The 17,993-nt window shown below is 65.0% G+C and carries 14 protein-coding genes and 1 pseudogene; 8 read left to right on the plus strand and 7 right to left on the minus strand.

What is annotated here, in order from left to right:
- The first annotated feature begins 33 nt into the window (after positions 1–33).
- The gene (locus NR187_RS05380) at positions 34–1,569 is read left to right on the plus strand and encodes a winged helix-turn-helix domain-containing tetratricopeptide repeat protein (RefSeq protein ID WP_256805929.1); all 1,536 of its coding nucleotides are present in this window, start codon (positions 34–36) and stop codon (positions 1,567–1,569) included.
- 208 nt (positions 1,570–1,777) lie between these two features.
- Here the strand turns inward: NR187_RS05380 and NR187_RS05385 are convergent, their stop codons facing one another.
- The 6 genes and pseudogenes from NR187_RS05385 to NR187_RS05410 form a co-directional block, all read right to left on the minus strand.
- Positions 1,778–2,851 (minus strand): hypothetical protein, encoded by a 1,074-nt coding sequence (locus tag NR187_RS05385; protein WP_211384387.1) that lies wholly within the window; start codon positions 2,849–2,851, stop codon positions 1,778–1,780.
- Positions 2,852–2,892: 41 nt separating this feature from the next.
- Positions 2,893–3,342 carry a cupin domain-containing protein gene (locus NR187_RS05390; RefSeq protein WP_211384388.1) on the minus strand — a complete coding sequence of 150 codons (450 nt, stop codon included), beginning with the start codon at positions 3,340–3,342 and terminating at the stop codon, positions 2,893–2,895.
- A 134-nt stretch (positions 3,343–3,476) separates the two neighbouring features.
- Entirely contained in the window at positions 3,477–4,556 is a 1,080-nt protein-coding gene (locus NR187_RS05395) for an HWE histidine kinase domain-containing protein (RefSeq protein WP_256805930.1), read from the minus strand.
- 212 nt (positions 4,557–4,768) lie between these two features.
- Positions 4,769–4,939 carry a hypothetical protein gene (locus NR187_RS05400; protein WP_211384390.1) on the minus strand — a complete coding sequence of 57 codons (171 nt, stop codon included), beginning with the start codon at positions 4,937–4,939 and terminating at the stop codon, positions 4,769–4,771.
- A gap of 34 nt (positions 4,940–4,973) precedes the next feature.
- Positions 4,974–6,815, minus strand: a pseudogene (locus NR187_RS05405) (ATP-binding protein).
- A 129-nt stretch (positions 6,816–6,944) separates the two neighbouring features.
- Positions 6,945–7,577, minus strand: a complete 633-nt coding sequence (locus tag NR187_RS05410; RefSeq protein WP_306235249.1) for a cupin domain-containing protein — start codon at positions 7,575–7,577, stop codon at positions 6,945–6,947.
- Positions 7,578–7,798: 221 nt separating this feature from the next.
- Here NR187_RS05410 and NR187_RS05415 point away from each other — a divergent pair, with 221 nt between their 5' ends.
- From NR187_RS05415 to NR187_RS05445, 7 genes are all read left to right on the plus strand, one after another.
- Positions 7,799–9,490, plus strand: coding sequence for a peptide ABC transporter substrate-binding protein (locus NR187_RS05415; RefSeq protein WP_211384392.1), 1,692 nt, complete (start codon positions 7,799–7,801; stop codon positions 9,488–9,490).
- A gap of 27 nt (positions 9,491–9,517) precedes the next feature.
- A complete protein-coding gene (locus tag NR187_RS05420; protein WP_211384393.1) occupies positions 9,518–10,468 on the plus strand; it encodes an ABC transporter permease in 951 nt (316 codons plus the stop codon).
- Between the two features lie 2 nt (positions 10,469–10,470).
- Complete coding sequence (locus tag NR187_RS05425) at positions 10,471–11,346, plus strand: ABC transporter permease (RefSeq protein ID WP_211384394.1); 876 nt, start codon at positions 10,471–10,473, stop codon at positions 11,344–11,346.
- 52 nt (positions 11,347–11,398) lie between these two features.
- Positions 11,399–12,727: an FAD-binding oxidoreductase gene (locus NR187_RS05430; RefSeq protein WP_211384395.1), complete on the plus strand. Its 1,329-nt coding sequence runs from the start codon at positions 11,399–11,401 to the stop codon at positions 12,725–12,727.
- Between the two features lie 13 nt (positions 12,728–12,740).
- Positions 12,741–13,667, plus strand: a complete 927-nt coding sequence (locus NR187_RS05435) for a glyoxylate/hydroxypyruvate reductase A (protein ID WP_211384396.1) — start codon at positions 12,741–12,743, stop codon at positions 13,665–13,667.
- A 201-nt stretch (positions 13,668–13,868) separates the two neighbouring features.
- On the plus strand, positions 13,869–15,737 hold the full coding sequence (locus NR187_RS05440; RefSeq protein WP_211384397.1) for an ABC transporter ATP-binding protein: 1,869 nt from the start codon (positions 13,869–13,871) through the stop codon (positions 15,735–15,737).
- A gap of 259 nt (positions 15,738–15,996) precedes the next feature.
- A complete protein-coding gene (locus NR187_RS05445) occupies positions 15,997–16,920 on the plus strand; it encodes an AraC family transcriptional regulator (protein WP_211384398.1) in 924 nt (307 codons plus the stop codon).
- Positions 16,921–16,982: 62 nt separating this feature from the next.
- Here the strand turns inward: NR187_RS05445 and NR187_RS05450 are convergent, their stop codons facing one another.
- Positions 16,983–17,909 (minus strand): catalase family peroxidase, encoded by a 927-nt coding sequence (locus NR187_RS05450; RefSeq protein ID WP_256805933.1) that lies wholly within the window; start codon positions 17,907–17,909, stop codon positions 16,983–16,985.
- Positions 17,910–17,993: the final 84 nt, after the last annotated feature.

Raw genomic sequence — 17,993 nt, forward strand, 5'->3', positions numbered from 1 at the left:
ACTGTGCCGCGGGACCGCCTTGGTGGGTGCGCCATGCGCTTCTGCTTTGAAGATTTCGCGCTCGATACGTCTCGGCAAGAGCTGAGCCGTCACGGTCTGGTCATGCCGGCCTCGCCTCAGGTGCTCGCGTTGCTCGTTCACCTGATCGAGCACCGAGACAACGTGGTCACCAAGCAGCAGCTCGTGGAGTCGGTATGGAACTGCCGCATCGTAAGCGATGCTGCCGTGACGACGCGCATCAACGTCTTGCGAGAGCTGCTGGGCGACAACGGGCGGGAGCAGAGGCTCATCAAGACCTACCCGCGCAGGGGATTTCGCTTTGTTGGTGATGCGCGGGTAGAATGGCACGCCTCGCCGCAGCCGGCCTTGGCTAGAAGGGACCTGCCGTCCATTGCTGTCTTGGCGTTCGCGAATCCTCTCGGCGACCCTGCGCAGGCTTTCTTCGGCGATGCGCTGGCCGAGGAGGTGCTGACCGAACTGGCGCGCCTTCGCTGGCTTCTGGTGATCGCTCGCAACTCGAGCTTCATCTATCGAGGCCGCGCCGTTGATGTTCGTCAGGTCGGCACCGAGCTCGATGTGCGGTATGTCCTTGAAGGCAGCGCTTGGCATGACAACGGCCGCGTCCGGGTTACGTGCAGGCTCATCGACGCAACAACTGCACTGCAGATATGGTCAGCGCGCTACGATCGCAATCTCACGGATCTGTTCCAGGTGCTGGACGAAATAGGGGAAGCCGTGATCAGCGAAATCGGGCCGGCAATCCTCGATGCAGAGCGAAGCCGCATCGTGCGCCTGCCACCCGATAGCCTGACCGCGTGGGAAGCCTATCAGCGTGGCGTCGCATACATGCTCACGCCGTCGGTAGAAGGGAACGTTTCGGCCAGGCAATCATTTCAACAGGCCGTCTCGCTCAAGCCGGACTATTCGCACGGATTCGACGGATGGGCATGGACTCACCTGGTGGATGCTTCCGCTCTCGGTCGAATGCCGGTCGACGAAGCGTGCGACCTTAGCGAGCCGCTGGTGCGCAGGGCCTTGCAGCTTAACCCAGACAATACAGGCGCACGCACCCGACTTGCCCTGACGTTTCATCTGAGGGGAAACAACCAGGCGGCGATCGAGGAGACGGAAGCGGCGTTGGCCACTGTAGCGAACTGTGCGGATGCGTTTGGAGCGCAGGGAACGGCTCTCGTCTTCTCCGGCCGGCCCGGTGAAGGCCGGGTCGCCATCGAGAAGTTTCTCCGCCTCAGTCCGCGGGATCCGGCGAAGTCGATCAGGCTGTCTCAGCTTGCCGCTTCCTACTACTTCGAGAATGATTACGAGAATGCGCTACGCGTCGCGCGGCAGACGATTCGCGACTATCCAGACATACCGATGGCTTTCCGATGGATGGCGGCCGCACTCGGCCAACTCGGCCGTCGCGCGGAGGGCTGTCGTGTCATCGAGACTCTTCAAATGCGTCATGCGGCTTCAATCGCGGCCTATGTTAGCCGACCGCCCCGATATTTTCGCCTTCAAGATCACGAGCACTTAATGGAGGGATTGGGCAAGGCCGGGTGGCGCAAATGAGACGCTGCCGTGAGGTCAGGGACTGGTTGCGCTTTCAGGCGCCGGCCGGTTGCCCCCGACGATAGAGCGGCTCCTTCTGGTCCCTTGCGACCTTTGCTGCGGTTGCACAAAGGCGGTCGGTACCGAATCAAGCGGACATTGACGAAGAATTATGAGTACGCGCCTTAGCTCGTCTTGTCGGTGTGCCAAGCGGCGAGCAACCTGCCCCTCAGCGCGGCTTGATCTCCGCGTACTTCGCCATCGCCTTCTCGAACTTCCGGTTGAACAACCACATCGCGGCGAGAATCTCGCGGAAGCTCGCCGAAGTGCGCGCCCGGTCCGCCTGCCCGAATGCGAAGATGCTGTTGTTGCGCAAGTGCTTCATGATCGTCGGACTGGATACCCGGTAGTTCAGAAGATCTCCCGATTTAAGCGCGGACCGGGTCGGGGTGGGAACGATCTGGATCAGCTCGAACAGCTTCATCTGGTCGATCGGGTCGGGCAGCGTCTTCACGATGCCGGGGATCTCCCTGAAAACATCGGCGTGCGCGTTCATCAGGCCGTCGCGCACATTGGTCCAGTGGTTGAAGCGATAGTCGGTGCCGCGGGCACGCACCTCTTCCTTGTCGTCACGCGCGCTTAGCTCGGGATTGGCCGCGGCGATCTCGCCTTTGATCGCCTCCCATTTCCTGCGGCCGTTGCGGTCCTCGGACGGGCCGGTCTGGAAGCTGCCCATATAGGTGTTCGAGCGCCCGTTGCGGACGTTCTGCTTGCCGTTGGTCTCCGCAAAGAACAGCCCGAGGCTGATGCGTCCCGCAGCTTCGGCGTGAACCGGTGCAAGCCCCTTGGCGCGTGCGATTGCGACCGCGAGATCAACGACGTCCTTGAACGGCGTCGCCGAGTTCTGCGCTCCCGCCGGCGGCGCTTCCATGACCTCGAACAGCGCGGCATATTCGTCGATCAGTGGCTCGATGTCGGCATCGAAATAGGCTGGTGGTATCTCGAACTTGTTGGGCCTGCCGATCCGCGATGGCATGGCGTCGGTGAGATCCTTGTAGGTACTGATGACGGCGACGCGTGCGAGATAGATGGCCTGACCCGGCAGGTTCGGCAGCGGCTGCTTCGCGTCTATCTGCTTGCGCCGCTCGGCGAGTATCGCCTTGAAATCGCCGAGCGCGCGCTCGTAGGCCGCCTGTGCTTCCGATTGCTTCGCCGTGAGCGTTTGTGCCTGGCTCGTCGCGAATGTCGTCAAGATCAGCCCGAGCGCGGCGATGATGGCGATGACATGACGTCGTGCAGGCATGGCCGGTTCCCCCAACGATTCGTGCATCGGGAGATCGTAGCCTAGTCGTTGGCCTCCGGCGGCAGGAAGTCGACCTCGTGCTCGGCCGAGATGCGCACGACCTCGGCGGGGTCGGTCAGATTGTGAAGCTGGTTGAACAGCGCCTCCAGCTTCTGCATCGGCGAGACCCAGAACAGCGCGCGGGCCGGCTTGTCGGATTTGTTGAAATAGCCGTGCGGAATGCCGCGCGGCAGGCGCACGAGGTCGCCGGCATGGGCCTTGACCCATTGGCCGTCGAGCTTGAGGTCGAGCGTGCCTTCCTGCACCAGGATGAATTCGTCCTGGGTCGGATGGATGTGCACCGGGACGAACTGGCCCGGTTCGCTGTTGGTCTCGAACGCGAAGGTGGACTCGGTGACGGCCTTTGGGAAATAGACCTGGCCGAGGATGTTCCAGCTCTTGCCGCCATAGCCCGTGCCAACGGCGGTAATGCCCTTCTCGAGTGTCGTCATGGCTCGCCTCCAATGAATGTTCGATGGACGGAGCATCGGCCAGGAGCGACGCGCTGTCCATCCGTGAAACGAGGCCGGACGCATCGCTGGTGGAAGCCGGATACCGCATCCGCGGGCGGGCCTGCACTCGCGCGCTAGTCGAGGGTTGATGCCAGATTTTCGAGGGGCGCCGTCAGTCGGCAGACCAGCCCGCTGGATTCATAGGACACTTCGACCGAACCGCCGAAATCGTCCTGCAGAACCCGCGATATGAGGCGCGAGCCGAAGCCCACGCCGGCCGGCTTGGACGCAGGCGGGCCGCCGGTCTCACGCCAGACGAAAGTGAATTTCGGTTCGCCCGCCTGATCTTCGGACGCCCAGGTAATCGACACGTGGCCACTTGCGGCGGTCAGAGCACCATATTTCAAGGCGTTGGTCGCGAGCTCGTGGATTGCCAGGGACAGAGCGAGGGCCTGCCGGGACTTGACGACAAGCGGAGGCCCCGACACCGTGAACCGGACGTCGCCTGCCCTGTAGGGACTGAGGGCCGTGCTGATCACGTCTGGAAGGGGTGCCGCCGCCCAGTTTGCTGCGGTCAGCAAGTCGTGCGCGCGTCCGAACGCGGCCAGCCTTCCTTGATATTTGTCGAGATCGGCCTTGCTCGATGCGTCGCGAAACGTTTGCGTGGCCACCGCACCGAGCACCGTCAGCGTATTCTTGACGCGGTGCTTCAGTTCCTCGTTGATGAGGTTCAGCGCTTCCTTTCTCATGTGCTCGGACGTGACGTCCTTGCAGACGACGAGCACGCCGCCGACCTTGCCTTCGAAATCGATCGGGCCAAAGCTGTACGTCCACCAGACATTCTCGCGACGGCCGTGGCGCGTCACCGGCACCAATTGGTCCTCGTGCCAGGTCGCTCCGTGGCCCGCCATGACGTACTCGATCTGGGGACCGATGATGTCCCAGATCTCCTCCCAGCACTCGCGGCCCCGCGCGCCCAGGGCGCTCGGATGCCGTTCGGGTCCCATCGTCTCGCGGTAGGCGTCGTTGTAGAACTGGATGAGGTCCGGTCCCCACCAGATGAACATCGGATGGCGCGAGGTGAGAACGAGCCGGACCGTCACCCGAAGACTCTGCGACCATGTGTCCGGGGAACCGAGCGCGGTCTTTGACCAGTCAAATTCTCGCGTCAGGGCGCCCATCTCGCCGCCGCCCGCCAGGAAGTCGCTGACCACGTCTCCACCCACGCACAACCTCACTCGAACATTGCAGCCAAGCCTATAGTCCGGCTTTCGCAAAGTACAATGGCGCCCCTGGGCCGAAGGCCGACGTCATGGATCGGCCGTCGAGCCGGCGGCTTGTTCGCATTTCGGCTTGCGGACGTAACTGCAGCATTCGAATACCGCGTCACCGTCGACAAGCCTGCAGGCGGTCGCAATGCCGCGCGTTAGGGCTGTTTTGAGTCAGTCGTCCATTGCGGATGGCAGCCGCGACGACCGCCGCCCTCGCAGACCATATGGCACGCGTCGTCCATCGCACAAGCGAGATAGAACCACACGACATACGAGGCGATGACGATGAAGGCGATCCACAAGGTCGCCTTGGTCGATCGATCCATGTTCGCACCAGGAATTTTGCCGAATCCTATCACGCTAACGGCGGTCGCGGTCGGACGTCTGCCTGCGGAGAAAGCCCTCGACATCGGCCTGCACCGAATAGGGCGTCGGGATCGCATCGCCCGCGGCGTCGACGGCGGTGTCGAGGCTGCGGCGCAGCATGCGCGCGAGCTCGGCCTTGCGATAGGGTTTCGTCAGAAGCGGCGCGCCCATCGTGCAGCCCTGCGCGTGCAGCGAATCGTAGGCATAGCCTGACGTGAACAGCACCCGCAGCGAGGGCCGCGCCGCCACCATCTGCTCGGCGAGCTCGCGCCCGTTGAGGCCGCCGGCCATGACGATGTCGGTGAAGAGCAGGTCGAACGGCGAGCCCTCGGCGGCGATGGCCAGGGCCTCGGTCGCGTTGGCCGCAGGGATGACCTTGTAGCCGAGGCTCTCGAGCTGGACCGTGACATATTGACGGACGTCGCGGTCGTCCTCGACGCACAGGATGGTTTCCGTTCCGCCCACGATCTTGCGCTCGTCATAGCCGGTCGGGCGAAGCGTGCTCGCCTCCGCCTTCGGCAGGTAGATCGTGAAGATCGTGCCGCTTCCTTCTTCGGACGTGACCTTGATGCCGCCGCCGGACTGCTTGACGAAACCGAACACCATGCTGAGCCCGAGACCCGTGCCCTTGCCGACGTCCTTGGTCGAGAAGAAGGGATCGAAGATCCGCTCCCGAAGAGCCTGCGGAATCCCGGTGCCGGTGTCGGCGATCTCGATCCCGACATAGTCACCGGCATAGCCGGCACCGACCGCGACGGCCTCGCGCACGCCGAACACGACGTTGCGCGTCGTCAGCGTCAGCTTGCCGCCATCCAGCATCGCGTCGCGGGCATTGATCGCGAGGTTGAGCAGCGCCGAGCTCAATTGGCCGCGATCGACGAGGGCGAGCCAGACGTTGCCGTCGAGCCTGGTGACGATCTCGATCTTCCTGTCGAAGGTCGCCAGCAGCAGTTTTGCGAGCTCTTCAAGGAGTTCGTTGACGTCGATCTCGGCCGGCCGCAGCGCCTGCTTGCGGGCAAAGGACAACAGGCTCGACGTCAACGCGGCGCCGCGATCGGCGGCCTCGCTGATCAGCTTGGTGATGGTCGCAAGCGGCGGATTGTCCTTCACGGCCTCGGCGAGGATCTCGATCGTGCCGGTGATCACGGTGAGCATGTTGTTGAATTCGTGCGCGATGCCGCCGGTGAGCTGGCCGACCGCCTCCATCTTCTGCGCCTGGATCAGCTGCTACTCGGCCGCGCGCTTCCGGGTGACGTCCTTGACGAAATTGTTGATGATGGTGCGCCCGCCGATCTTGAGCGCGGTGCTCGACGCCTCGATCAGGATCTCCTCGCCCTCCCGGTGCAGCAGGGTCGCCTCGAACCGGATGCCGGTCGGCGTATTCGACAGCTCGGGCAGCAGCCGCATCATGCGTTGCCGAAAACCGTCGCGGAGCGGCTCGGCGATGAGGAGGTTGACGACGTCGGTGCCGAGCGCCTCCTTGCGCGTCCATCCGGTCAGGGCCTCGGCCTGAACGCTCCATTCCAGGACGGTGCCGTCTGCGTCGGTCTGAACGAAGGCATCGAGCGCGGTCTTGATCACGGCTTGGGTCATCTGGGCGCTGGCCTGCGCCTGCTCGGCCAGCTGCGCGGCGGTGCGCTGTTGCTGGGCCGTTTCGATCGCACGCGTACAGAGCCGCGCGAGCAGGACCGCAACCGCGGCGCTTGCGAGCAGTGCGATGAACTGGACCGGGCCGAACCCGGCGGCACCGGTCACCGCATACGAGGTCAGAAGGGCCGCCGCGGTCACGATGACCTGCGCAGCCATCGCGAGTGTCAGAAGCCCCCTTAGTTTCATGGTCTCACACCAATGCGTCAGTCACGGGCCCTCGCGTCCGCCCTGTCGATCAGTCCGGCTCCATGTGAGCTACAGACTCCGTGCGGCGGCGTCGAGGGGCAATTTGCGGTGGTGCCCGGCGGCGGCGCGTCAACCTGCCGGCGAATCGGCCTGGCGCAGCGTGGTCACCCAGATCACGCGCGCCACCTGCTGGGTGGGGTTGTCGAACATGTGCGGCACGATGCTCGGAAAGCGAAAGCTGTCGCCGGCCTCGAGCAGGTGGGCCTGGTTGTCGAGCCACAGCCGCAGGCTGCCGGACAGGATGTAGCCGGCCTTCTCGCCGGTGTGCTGCAGGAAGTCGGTGCCGGACGAGGCGCCCGGGTTGAGCGTGAGCTCATAGAGTTCGAGCTGGCCTTTGTCTGCCGGCGTCAGGGCTTCCTTGACGACGCCGCTGGCGGTGAGCCGCAGCAGGCGCCGGCTGTTCTTGCGCACGATGTAGCGCTGCACGTCGGCGGGATCAGTGGTCTCGAAGAAATAGGAGATCGGAACGTCGAGTGCGATGCTGAGCAGGCGCAGAGATCGGATCGACGGCATGGCGCGCGCGCGTTCGAGCTGGCTGATCATGCCGGTGGAGAGACCGGTCTTGTTGGCGACGTCCTGGATCGACAGCCCGGCGCGCTGGCGCAGCAGCCGCACGGTTTCGCCGAGGCGCTGGTCGACGGCATCGTCGGCCTCGATCGTCGGGGCGTCCTTCGGTCCGTTGGTATCGCCGCGACCATCCATGTCGCTCTCTCCCATGCATCATCTCAGCCCCGGACCGCATCGGTTCTAGGCTTTAGTCGGAGTGAAAAGGTCGCGCATCCTAGCAATGTGATTGACAGCTGTATTTAGTCATGATGAAATTTTGGTAGAAAAATTTAGAAGCACTAAAGCTCACTCCTGTCCCTTTGCCGGGGTCTCGGGGGCGCGGGAGATGGTGCCGCGTGCGAAAACGGAGAGTGGTCATGACAGACGACACCGGCAGGTTCGGCACTCCGGCACTGCATCCCGGCATTCCAAATCGCCGTCAGTTCTTTCAGCTCGGCGCCGGCGCCGCGGCGGGATGGAGCCTTGCTGGCAACGCCTTCGCCCAGACCGAACGCCCGACCAACCCGCCGGACAAGCCGCGCGGGCAGGTGATCGCGGCGCTGTCGCAGGAGCCGACCGTCTTTCATCCGCTGATGCCTGGCATCGAGGTCGATCAGGGCGTCTGGTGGCAGGTGTTCTCGCTGCTCTGGTTCATCGATCCCGACGGCAATTTCGTTCCCGATCTGGCGCGCGAAGTCCCGACCATCGAGAATGGCGGCCTGTCGGCCGACGGCCTGACCTGGAAGATCAAGCTGCGCAGCGACGTGAAGTGGCATGACGGCACGCCGTTCACGGCCGACGACGTCAAGTTCTCGCTCGAGCTGATCAACAACCCCGATTTCCGCGCGCGCAGCCGCGTCGGCCACAGCCTCGTGAAGGACATCAAGGTCGTCGCGCCCGACGAGATCCACTGGCGGATGGAAGCTCCCTATTCGCCCTACATGTCGATCCTGGGATCGCTGACCTTCATCGTTCCCAAGCACATCCTGGAGAAGGTGTCCGATCCGAACGCCTCGCCGTTTCACAACGCGCCCGTCGGCACCGGACCGTTCCGCTGGGGCGAGCGCGTGCCGGGCGACCACATCCTCCTGAATGCCAACACCGGCTATCACGGCAAGGGGCCGTACGTCGAACGCGTGGTCTTCAAATACATTCCCGACCTCACCGTGCTCTACACCCAGTTCCGCACCGGCCAGGTCGATTACACCGGCCTGCAAGGTATCCTGCCGAACTTCGTGCAGGAGGCGAAGACGCTGAAGGGGCGCAAGATCTTCGTGTCCTCGACGTCCTCGGTCGAGCACATCGCGCCCAACCTCGAGTTCGGCGCGTTGGCCGACCGCACGGTGCGCGAGGCGCTGTATTTCGCGATCAACAAGCAGGCGATCATCGACGCATTGAACTACGGCCTGCCGAGGCAGACCGAAAGCTTCGTGCCGCAGCAGGCCTGGTCGTTCCAGCAGGGGCTGCCGCAGCACAAATACGATCCTGCCAAGGCCAACGCGCTGCTCGATGCGGCGGGATGGGTGCGTGGCTCGGGCGGCGTGCGCGAGAAGGGCGGCGTCAAGCTCGAATTCACCAATTCGACGACGTCGGGCAACGCGGTGCGCGAGCAGACCCAGCAGCTGCTGATCCAGGACTGGCGCGCGATCGGCGCTGCGATGCGCGTCAACAACATGCCGGCCGCCGTGATCTGGGGCGACTTCTGGCAGCAGTCGAAATTCAATTCGGTGATAGTGGGCGTGAACTTCATGCTGGGCAGCGACCCCGACGTGACGCCGCGCTTCGGCTCCGGCGCCATTCCCGCCCAGGGCGGCCGCGGCTACAATACCTATCAGTACAAGAGCCCCGAGGCCGACCGCCTTCTCGCCGAAGGCGCCAGGCAGTTCGATCTCGCGCAACGCAAGACGATCTATGGCGATCTGCAAAAGCTGATCCGCAATGACCTCGCGATCCTGCCACTGTTCCAGGGTTTCATCGCCGAGGGGGTGAAGGAAGGGCTGCAAGGCTTCCGTCCCAACATCAACACCTCCATCAACAGCTGGAACATCCGCGAATGGTACTGGGCCTGATATATCCGGCTTGCTGGATCGCCTGAGATGGCCCGCTACGTCGCCAATCGCCTGGCGCAGGCGATCATGCTGCTTGTGATCGTCTCGGCGATCGGCTTTGCCATCCTGCATCTCGCGCCCGGCGGTCCGCTGTCGCAATTTGCCGCCTCCGCCCAGATGACGCAGGAGGATCTCGACCGCGTCACCAAGCAGCTCGGCCTCGATCGCCCGTTGCCGATCCAGTATCTCGACTGGTTCGGCCGCATGCTGAAAGGCGACTGGGGCCGCTCCTATCGCGACGGCGAGGCGGTGCTGTCGGTGATATCGTCGCATCTCGGCGCGACCCTGGAGCTGATGGCGACCGCGACGATCATCGCGGTGCTGCTCGGCTGCTGGATCGGCGTGCTCGGCGCGCTGCGCCGTTACTCGCTGTTCGATACGCTGGCGACCGTCGGCGCCATGATCGCGCTGTCGATCCCGACCTTCTGGTTCGGCCTCGTCACCATCTATGTGTTCTCGGTGAAGCTCGGCTGGCTGCCGTCCGGCGACCGCGAGACCGTCGGCGACGGTTCGGTGCTCGATCTCCTCCATCACCTCATTGCGCCGGCGCTGGTGCTGGCGCTGGTCGAGACCGCGATGTGGGGACGCTTCATGCGCTCCTCGATGCTCGAGGTCATCAACCAGGACTACATCCGCACCGCGCGCGCCAAGGGCATGCCGGAATGGCGCATCCTCACCGTGCACGCGCTCCGCAACGCGCTGCTGCCGATGATCACGGTGGCCGGCCTTCAGCTTCCGACGTTGCTCGGCGGCGCGCTGGTCGCAGAGACCGTGTTCACCTGGCCCGGCATGGGCCGGCTGTTCCTCGACTCCATCGGCTACCGCGACTATCCGGTGGTGATGGGCATCCTGATGTTCTCGGCGACGATGGTGCTGATCGGCTCGCTGCTCGCCGACATCCTCTATGCCGTCGTCGATCCGCGCATCCGGGTGGGCTAGGGATGACGACTGCCGCCCTCTCCACCGACCAACTTGCGCCCGGCCAGGCTGCGTGGCGGCGCTTTCGCCGGCACCGGCTCGCGCTCGCGGGGGCGGTGATCATTTTGGTCCTCGTCTTCGGGTCGGCGTTCGGTCCTTATCTCCTGCCGTTCGACGACACCTATATCGACATCATGAAACGGTTCGCGCCGCCGCTGTCCGGTGCGCATATCCTCGGCACGGATGAGCTCGGACGCGACGTGCTGGCGCGGCTGATGATGGGCGCGCGGGTCTCGCTGTCGATCGGCATCACCGCGATGGTGATCGCGATGGCGGTCGGAATCGCGGTCGGTGCCTTCGCGGGCTTCTATGGCGGCGTGGTCGGCGCGGTCCTGATGCGGCTCGTCGATGCCGTGCTGTGCTTTCCGACGATCTTTCTGCTGATCGCGCTGGCGGCGCTCACCGAGCCCGGCTTCGTCACCACCACCGTGCTGATCGCGGCGACCGCCTGGATGTGGGTGGCCCGCGTCGTCGAGGCCCAGGTTCGTTCGCTCAGGGAGCGCGAGTTCGCGGTCGCCGCCGTCGCCTTCGGCTCGTCGAACCTGCGGATCATGTTCCGCGAGCTCGTGCCCAACGCGATCGCGCCAATCGTGGTGGCGGCGACGCTGAACGTCGCCAAGGCGATCCTGCTGGAATCCTATCTCAGCTATCTCGGCTACGGCATCCAGCCGCCGGCCGCGAGCTTGGGCAACATGCTCAATAACGCCCAGATCTACCTCACCAGCGCGCCGTGGCTTGCGATCGCGCCGGGCGTCGCCATCACGCTGGCGGTGACGAGCTTCAACTTCCTCGGCGACGGACTGCGCGATGCGCTCGATCCGCGAATGAACATCCCATGACGAGCAATATCTCGATCGAACTGAAGTCCAGGCTGACGTTAAGGAGTGCCTCATGTCCCCGCCGCTCAACCGTATAAATAGCGACGAACGCCTGCCGGCGCAGGCGGACGTCGTCGTCATCGGCGGCGGTGTCATCGGCGTTTCCGCGGCCTATCATCTGGCGAAGAAGGGCCTCTCGGTCGCGCTGGTCGAGAAGGGGCATGTCGGCGGCGAGCAGTCGAGCCGCAATTGGGGCTGGTGCCGCCAGCAGGGCCGCGCGCGTGAGGAAATCCCGCTGGCCCGCGAGGCGTTGCGGCTGTGGGAGGACATGCAGAACGATGCCGGCGTCGATGCCGGGTTTCGCCGCACCGGGGTGCTGTTCCTGACCAAGAGCAAGGATGAGCTCGCCAGTTGGGAGCGGTGGGCCGCAACGGCGCGCGAGATGCAGGTGCACTCGACCGTCCTGACGCCGGCCGAGGTCGCCGAACGGCTGCCCGGCAATTCGGACAAATGGGTCGGTGGCCTGCACACGCCGAGCGACGGGCGCGCCGAGCCCTCGATGGCCGTGCCCGCGCTCGCCGCCGCCGCACGAAAACACGGCGTCACCATTCATCAGGGCTGCGCCGCGCGCGGGCTGGAGACGACCGGCGGACGCGTCAGCGCCGTCGTCACCGAAAAGGGGACGATCCGGACGCAGTCCGTGCTGCTGTCGGGCGGCGCTTGGTCGTCGCTGTTCTGCCGCCGCCACGGCATCGAGCTGCCGATCGGCCTCGTCAATGCCACCGCATGCCGGACCACGCCGGCGCCGGAGATCACCTCCGGCGCGCTCGGCACCGACTTCTACTGCATCCGCCGGCGGCTCGACGGCGGCTTCACGCTGGCGCTGCGCAACCGCGGCACTGTGGAGCTGTCGCCCGACCTGTTCCGCTACGCCCGCACCTTCTGGCCGACCTATCTGCATCGCCGCAACGGCCTGAAGATGTCGTTCGGAAAGTCGTTCTTCGACCAGCTCATGCGCGGCACCAGCTGGAGCTTCGACAAGCCGTCACCGTTCGAAACCGAGCGCGTGCGCGATCCCGAGCCCGACATGTCGCTGGTCAATGCGGCGCTGGCCTCGTTGATCAAGTCGAATCCTGAATTGAAGGACATCGAGATCGCGGAAGCCTGGGGCGGCACCATCGACTGCACGCCTGATACGATTCCCGTGATCTCGCCGGTGGATGCACTGCCGGGCTTCTTCCTCGCCACCGGCTTCTCCGGCCACGGCTTCGGCATCGGTCCCGCAGCCGGCAAGCTCGCCGCCGACATCGTGACCGGCGCGACGCCCCTGGTCGATCCCGCGGCCTACAGCCACAAGCGCATGATCGACGGCCGCCGGCTCGCGCCGGTCAGCCCGTTCTGAGAGTTTTGGTGGCATGACGGTTCTCTACAAGGCCAACATGGTTCGCGGCGCCGAATGGGCGACCTTCTTCGCGGAGCGTGCGCCCGACCTGCCGTTCCGGCTCTGGCCCGACATCGGCGATCCCGCCGAGGTGCGCTATCTCGTGGCGTGGGTGCCGCCGGATGACATCGGGGCGACCTTCCCCAATCTGGAGCTGGTCTTCTCGGTCGGCGCCGGCGTCGACCAGTTCGACGCCACGAAACTCCCGCTGCACATTCCGCTGGTCCGCATGCTGGAGCCCGGCATCGCCGAGACGATGGTCGAATACGTCACCATGGCCGTGCTCGGCCTGCATCGCGATCTCCTGCATTTCATCAGCCAGCAGAAGGAGCAGGTCTGGCGCGAGATCCGGATCACGCCGGCAAAGCGGCGGCGCGTCGGCGTGATGGGGCTCGGCCAGCTCGGCCAGGCCGTGCTCGAACGCCTCAGGGCGTTCGGCTTTCCGCTCTCGGGGTGGAATCGCTCGCCGCGCGAGATCGAAGGCGTCACCTGTCACGCGGGCATGGAGGCGTTGCCAGATTTCCTCGCGCAGGCCGACATTCTCGTCTGCCTGCTGCCGTTGACCGACGAAACGCGTGGCATCCTCAACGCCGACCTGTTCGCGCGCCTGCCGCGCGGTGCGGGGCTCGTCAATGTCGGGCGTGGCCCGCATCTGGTCGAGGCCGATTTTCTCGCGGCACTCGACAGCGGCATGTTGTCGGGGGCGGTGCTCGACGTCACCGAGCCCGAGCCGCTGCCTTCGGGTCATCCCTTCTGGAGCCACCCGCGCATCCTGCTGACCCCGCACAATGCCAGCATGACGTCGCCGGATAGTGCCGTCGATTTCGTGCTCGACGTCATCGCACGCCATCGCCGCGGCGAAGATCTGCCGGGGCGTGTCGACCGGACACGGGGCTACTAAGGGCGAGATGATGATGGTCGCATCGGTGCAGCCGCGGGCTCCCCTTACCTCTCCCGCTTGCGGGAGAGGTCGCGCCAGAGGCGCGGGTGAGGGTTCTCTCCTCTTGGGGGCCCTCGATTGTGGAAGCACCCTCTCCCCAACCTTCCCCCGCAAGCGGGAGAGGGGGCGCACCTTGGCTGCGGTATGTACTGAGGTCTTCGCATGAGCAGCGGCGCAAGCAGACCCGACCAAGTCGTTGCCGAAGCGCAGGCGCCGGTGCTGTCGGTCGCGGGCCTCACCACCTCGTTCATGCGCGAGCGGCAATGGCTTCCCGTCGTCCGCGACGTGTCGTTCGATGTCGCTGCCAAAGAGACGGTGGCGATTGTCGGCGAGTCCGGTTCGGGCAAGAGCGTCACTGCGCTGTCGATCATGCGGCTCATCCCGAAGGAGAGCGGCCGGATCGAGGGCCGCGTCACGCTCGCCGGCCGCGATCTCCTCGCGTTGCCCGAAGCGAGCATGACGGACATTCGCGGCAACGACGTCGCCATGATTTTCCAGGAGCCGATGACGAGCCTCAACCCGGTGCTCACCATCGGCTTCCAGATCGCGGAGGCACTGATCCAGCATCGCGGCCTGTCGCGCGCGGCGGCGGAGGCGGAGACCATCCGCCTGCTCGACCGCGTGCGGATACCCGCGGCAAAATCGCGCTTCCACGAGCATCCGCATCGCTTCTCCGGCGGCATGCGCCAGCGCGTGATGATCGCGATGGCGTTGGCCTGCAAGCCCAAGCTGTTGATCGCGGACGAGCCGACCACCGCGCTCGACGTCACCATCCAGGCCCAGATCCTGGAACTCCTGAAAGAGCTTCAGCAGGAGGAGGGGATGTCGATCCTCTTCATCACGCACGACATGGGCGTGGTCGCCGAGATCGCGGACCGTACCGTGGTGATGTATGGCGGGCAGGCCGTGGAGACCGACGTGACGGCGCGCATCTTCGCGGCGCCCTCGCATCCCTATACCCGCTCGCTGCTCGCAGCTGTGCCGCGCCTCGGCTCGATGGACGGGCGTCCGCGGCCGATGCGCTTTCCGATCGTCGACAAGGTCACGGGCACCTCGGATGAGCCGACCGAGACACCGGATACGGTCTCGGCCGCCGGGCGGCCACTGCTTGAAGTCGCGGGCCTCACCACGCGCTTTCCGATCCGCTCGGGCTTGTTCGGCAAGGTCTCGGGCCGGGTCCACGCGGTCGAGAACATCTCCTTCACATTGCGGGCCGGCGAGACGCTGGCGCTGGTCGGCGAGTCCGGATGCGGCAAGTCGACCACGGGCCGCTCCATCCTCAAGCTGACGGAGCCGGACAGCGGGACCGTCCTGATCGACGGTCAGGATGTGCTGGCCATGAATGCCCGCACCTTGCGTGATTTCCGCAAGCAGATGCAGATCGTTTTCCAGGACCCGTTCGCGAGCCTCAATCCGCGCATGTCGGTGGGAACGGCGATCGCTGCCCCGCTGCTCGCCAACGGGCTCGCCACGGCGGCGAAGGCGCGAGAGAAGGTCGCAGACCTCCTCGTGCGGGTCGGCCTGACCGCGGACATGGCCGCGCGTTTCCCGCACGAATTCTCCGGCGGCCAGCGCCAGCGCATCTGCATTGCCCGCGCGCTCGCCCTCGGGCCGAAGCTGATCGTCGCGGATGAGGCGGTCTCGGCGCTCGACGTCTCGGTCAAGGCGCAGGTGGTCAATTTGATGCTCGACCTTCAGGCCAGCATGGGTCTTGCCTATCTCTTCATTTCCCACGACATCGCGGTGGTCGAGCGCATGAGCCATCGCGTCGCGGTGATGTATCTCGGCGAGATCGTCGAGACCGGCCCGCGTGCCGCATTGTTCGGCAATCCGCAGCATCCCTACACGAAGAAGCTGATGGCGGCCGTGCCGGTGCCCGATCCAGCGCGCCGCGGCTCCAGGCGCGAGGTCTCGAACGACGAGATCAGAAGCCCGGTGCGCGCGCCGGACTACCAGCCGCCGGTCCGGCAGTATCGGGAAGTGTCGCCCGGCCATGTCGTCCAGGTGTGGGGCGAGGAATGGTCAGACTGAGGCAATGCCCCCAGCTGCAAATACTTTCAAGAACGCACGATGAAATCGCGCGGTCATTCGCCCAACAGGTCAACGGCGTTGTCCTTCGCGATGCCGAGCCTCTGAAATCGCAATGAATTCACCTCGTCGCGGTCGGCGCGACGGCCTGCCACAACACTTCATGTTGATGCCGTGGAGGTGGACCGTTGGCCATCGATCCGATAATGCGTCGATCGGAAAGGCCGACGGAGACGTGCCGTTCACTAATGGGTTTACTGAGATGACACAAGCAGGCGTCTACGGACAGAGACTCGGACAGGGCCTTCACTTGAAGCAGGCACCGGCGCTGATCACGCGTTCGCTGCACAGCGCCGAGCTCGCGGTCACCGAAGCCCGCAATGACGATCCGATGCCGGATTTGTCCGGCTCCTTGCCTGCGGAGGATGCCTATCTCGTCAGCCTGAAATTTCGCGACTATCCGGATTGCGAATGCTGGGAGGAGGGCCGCTGTGTCGCCAAGGCGGATGTTCGCGCAGGTGCGACCTATCTGTACGACCTCAAGCGCGACCCGCGCTATGTGATCGACAAGCCGTTTCACTCGCTCTTCTTCTATTTGCCGCGCTCGGCCCTCAGCGACATCGCCAGGCAGCCCGGCGGACCGCGCGTTGGCGAGCTCAGCTACGAGCCCGGTGTCGGCCATGACGATGCGACTATCCGGCATGTCGGCGCCTCGTTGCAGCAAGGGCTGCGCCGGCCCGAAGAAACCAACCAGCTTTTCGTCGATCACATGATGCTCGCGCTCACCGCCCATGTCGGCCAGACCTATGGCGGGCTGAAGCCCGCCGCAGAACCGAACCGCGGCGGCCTCGCGCCATGGCAGGTCAAGCGCGCCTGCGACCGGCTCGACTCCGATCTCTCGGGCAAGATCGCGTTGCAGCGGATCGCGACCGAGCTAGGCCTCTCGGTCAGCCACTTCTCTCGAGCATTCCGGATCTCCACCGGCCTGCCGCCGCATCAATGGCTGCTCCGCCAGCGCGTGAAGGCGGCGAAGCAGCTGATGACGGTCCGCGACCTCCCGCTGTCCGAGATTGCCATCTCGGCCGGGTTCGCCAATCAGAGCCATTTCACGCGGGTGTTCTCGTCCATGGTCGGCGTCAGTCCGGGCGCGTGGCGCCGGGAAACGGATGGCGGGCCCGACGAGTAGCGTTTTCGAGCGAAGTGGAGCCCGGTTGGCGTCAAGAAAACGCGTCCAAACAAAGGATCTGATCAGCGGCGCTTCGCCAGCGAGATCGCATAGGCCGCGCGGCGCGCCGCAAAGATCTCGTCGGGCGGATGGCCGATACCGTCGGCAAGATGGGCCGGATTGAAGATGGACCCGTCGCAGGCATCGTCGGCTTCGAGACTGGTGATGACGATCGTCCCCAGCCGCATCTCCTCGCGCTTGTCCTCGTCCGGCCATCGCAGCGTTACGTCCAGCGTGGGATCGCCGGGACGGTCGAGCAAGGCCATGACGTTGAAGCGGACTTCGCCGGCTGCGATCTTCCGCGCGAGATCCTCGTGCAGGAAGTCGGCGGACTTCGTCCTGGCTTCGTCCTCGCTCAGCGTGACATCGCCACCGACAGGCGCGAGCTTGAACTTGATGAAGCGGGTCTCACCCGCGGCATTCGTGGCGGGAAAGGCGTGCACGCCCCAATAGGTCGTGCCGGCGAAGCTCGCGGGCAGCCGCCGCGCGGCGATGTAATGCGCCTGGTTCAGCGTCTCGGGGTTGGCCGCGGAGAACGCCTTGACCTTCTCTGCATCAGGTTTGCCGTCCGCGCCGGGAATGCGCGCCTCGAGGAAGGCGAGCATCTGGTCGAGCGTCCTTGCGAAATGCACCGGAGCGCTTTCCACCAAAATGTCCGAGCGATGGGCCTCGTCGCCAAGCCTGAAGCTGAAGCCGCGCAGCACGAGGTTGTTGGTATCGGCGACTTTCAGGTTGCCGCCGCCGACGGAGAAGCGCGCCAGCACGCGCGACGGTCTTGTGAAGCTCGGCGACCGCGTGATCTCACCGGCGCTCTCGGATGGGGTATAGGTGCCGCGTACGCATCGACCCTTGGCGAAGCTCGCGCGTACCTTTGGCGGATTGCCCGCAACCGCCTTCAGCGCGTCGACGATCGCGGCCGGCGTGGCATTAGGGGGTGGCAATTCGGACATGGCAGGGCCTCGGGCTCGAGCGACATGCCTTGCCTTAAGCCTGGTGCAGCGCTCGCGTCTTTCCCAAAGCCGCGACGCTTTGTC

Source organism: Bradyrhizobium sp. Bra64, assembly GCF_024519875.1.
Classification (GTDB): Bacteria; Pseudomonadota; Alphaproteobacteria; order Rhizobiales; family Xanthobacteraceae; genus Bradyrhizobium; species Bradyrhizobium japonicum_G.

What these genes read in the sequence shown, in the direction of transcription:
- NR187_RS05415 (WP_211384392.1), top strand. Translation starts at nt 7,799, where the DNA reads ATGACAGACGACACCGGCAGGTTCGGCACTCCGGCACTGCATCCCGGC.
- NR187_RS05390 (WP_211384388.1), bottom strand. Translation starts at nt 3,342, where the DNA reads ATGACGACACTCGAGAAGGGCATTACCGCCGTTGGCACGGGCTATGGC.
- NR187_RS05425 (WP_211384394.1), top strand. Translation starts at nt 10,471, where the DNA reads ATGACGACTGCCGCCCTCTCCACCGACCAACTTGCGCCCGGCCAGGCT.
- NR187_RS05385 (WP_211384387.1), bottom strand. Translation starts at nt 2,851, where the DNA reads ATGCCTGCACGACGTCATGTCATCGCCATCATCGCCGCGCTCGGGCTG.
- NR187_RS05420 (WP_211384393.1), top strand. Translation starts at nt 9,518, where the DNA reads ATGGCCCGCTACGTCGCCAATCGCCTGGCGCAGGCGATCATGCTGCTT.
- NR187_RS05445 (WP_211384398.1), top strand. Translation starts at nt 15,997, where the DNA reads ATGACACAAGCAGGCGTCTACGGACAGAGACTCGGACAGGGCCTTCAC.
- NR187_RS05440 (WP_211384397.1), top strand. Translation starts at nt 13,869, where the DNA reads ATGAGCAGCGGCGCAAGCAGACCCGACCAAGTCGTTGCCGAAGCGCAG.
- NR187_RS05380 (WP_256805929.1), top strand. Translation starts at nt 34, where the DNA reads ATGCGCTTCTGCTTTGAAGATTTCGCGCTCGATACGTCTCGGCAAGAG.
- NR187_RS05435 (WP_211384396.1), top strand. Translation starts at nt 12,741, where the DNA reads ATGACGGTTCTCTACAAGGCCAACATGGTTCGCGGCGCCGAATGGGCG.
- NR187_RS05430 (WP_211384395.1), top strand. Translation starts at nt 11,399, where the DNA reads ATGTCCCCGCCGCTCAACCGTATAAATAGCGACGAACGCCTGCCGGCG.
- NR187_RS05450 (WP_256805933.1), bottom strand. Translation starts at nt 17,909, where the DNA reads ATGTCCGAATTGCCACCCCCTAATGCCACGCCGGCCGCGATCGTCGAC.
- NR187_RS05400 (WP_211384390.1), bottom strand. Translation starts at nt 4,939, where the DNA reads ATGGATCGATCGACCAAGGCGACCTTGTGGATCGCCTTCATCGTCATC.
- NR187_RS05410 (WP_306235249.1), bottom strand. Translation starts at nt 7,577, where the DNA reads ATGGATGGTCGCGGCGATACCAACGGACCGAAGGACGCCCCGACGATC.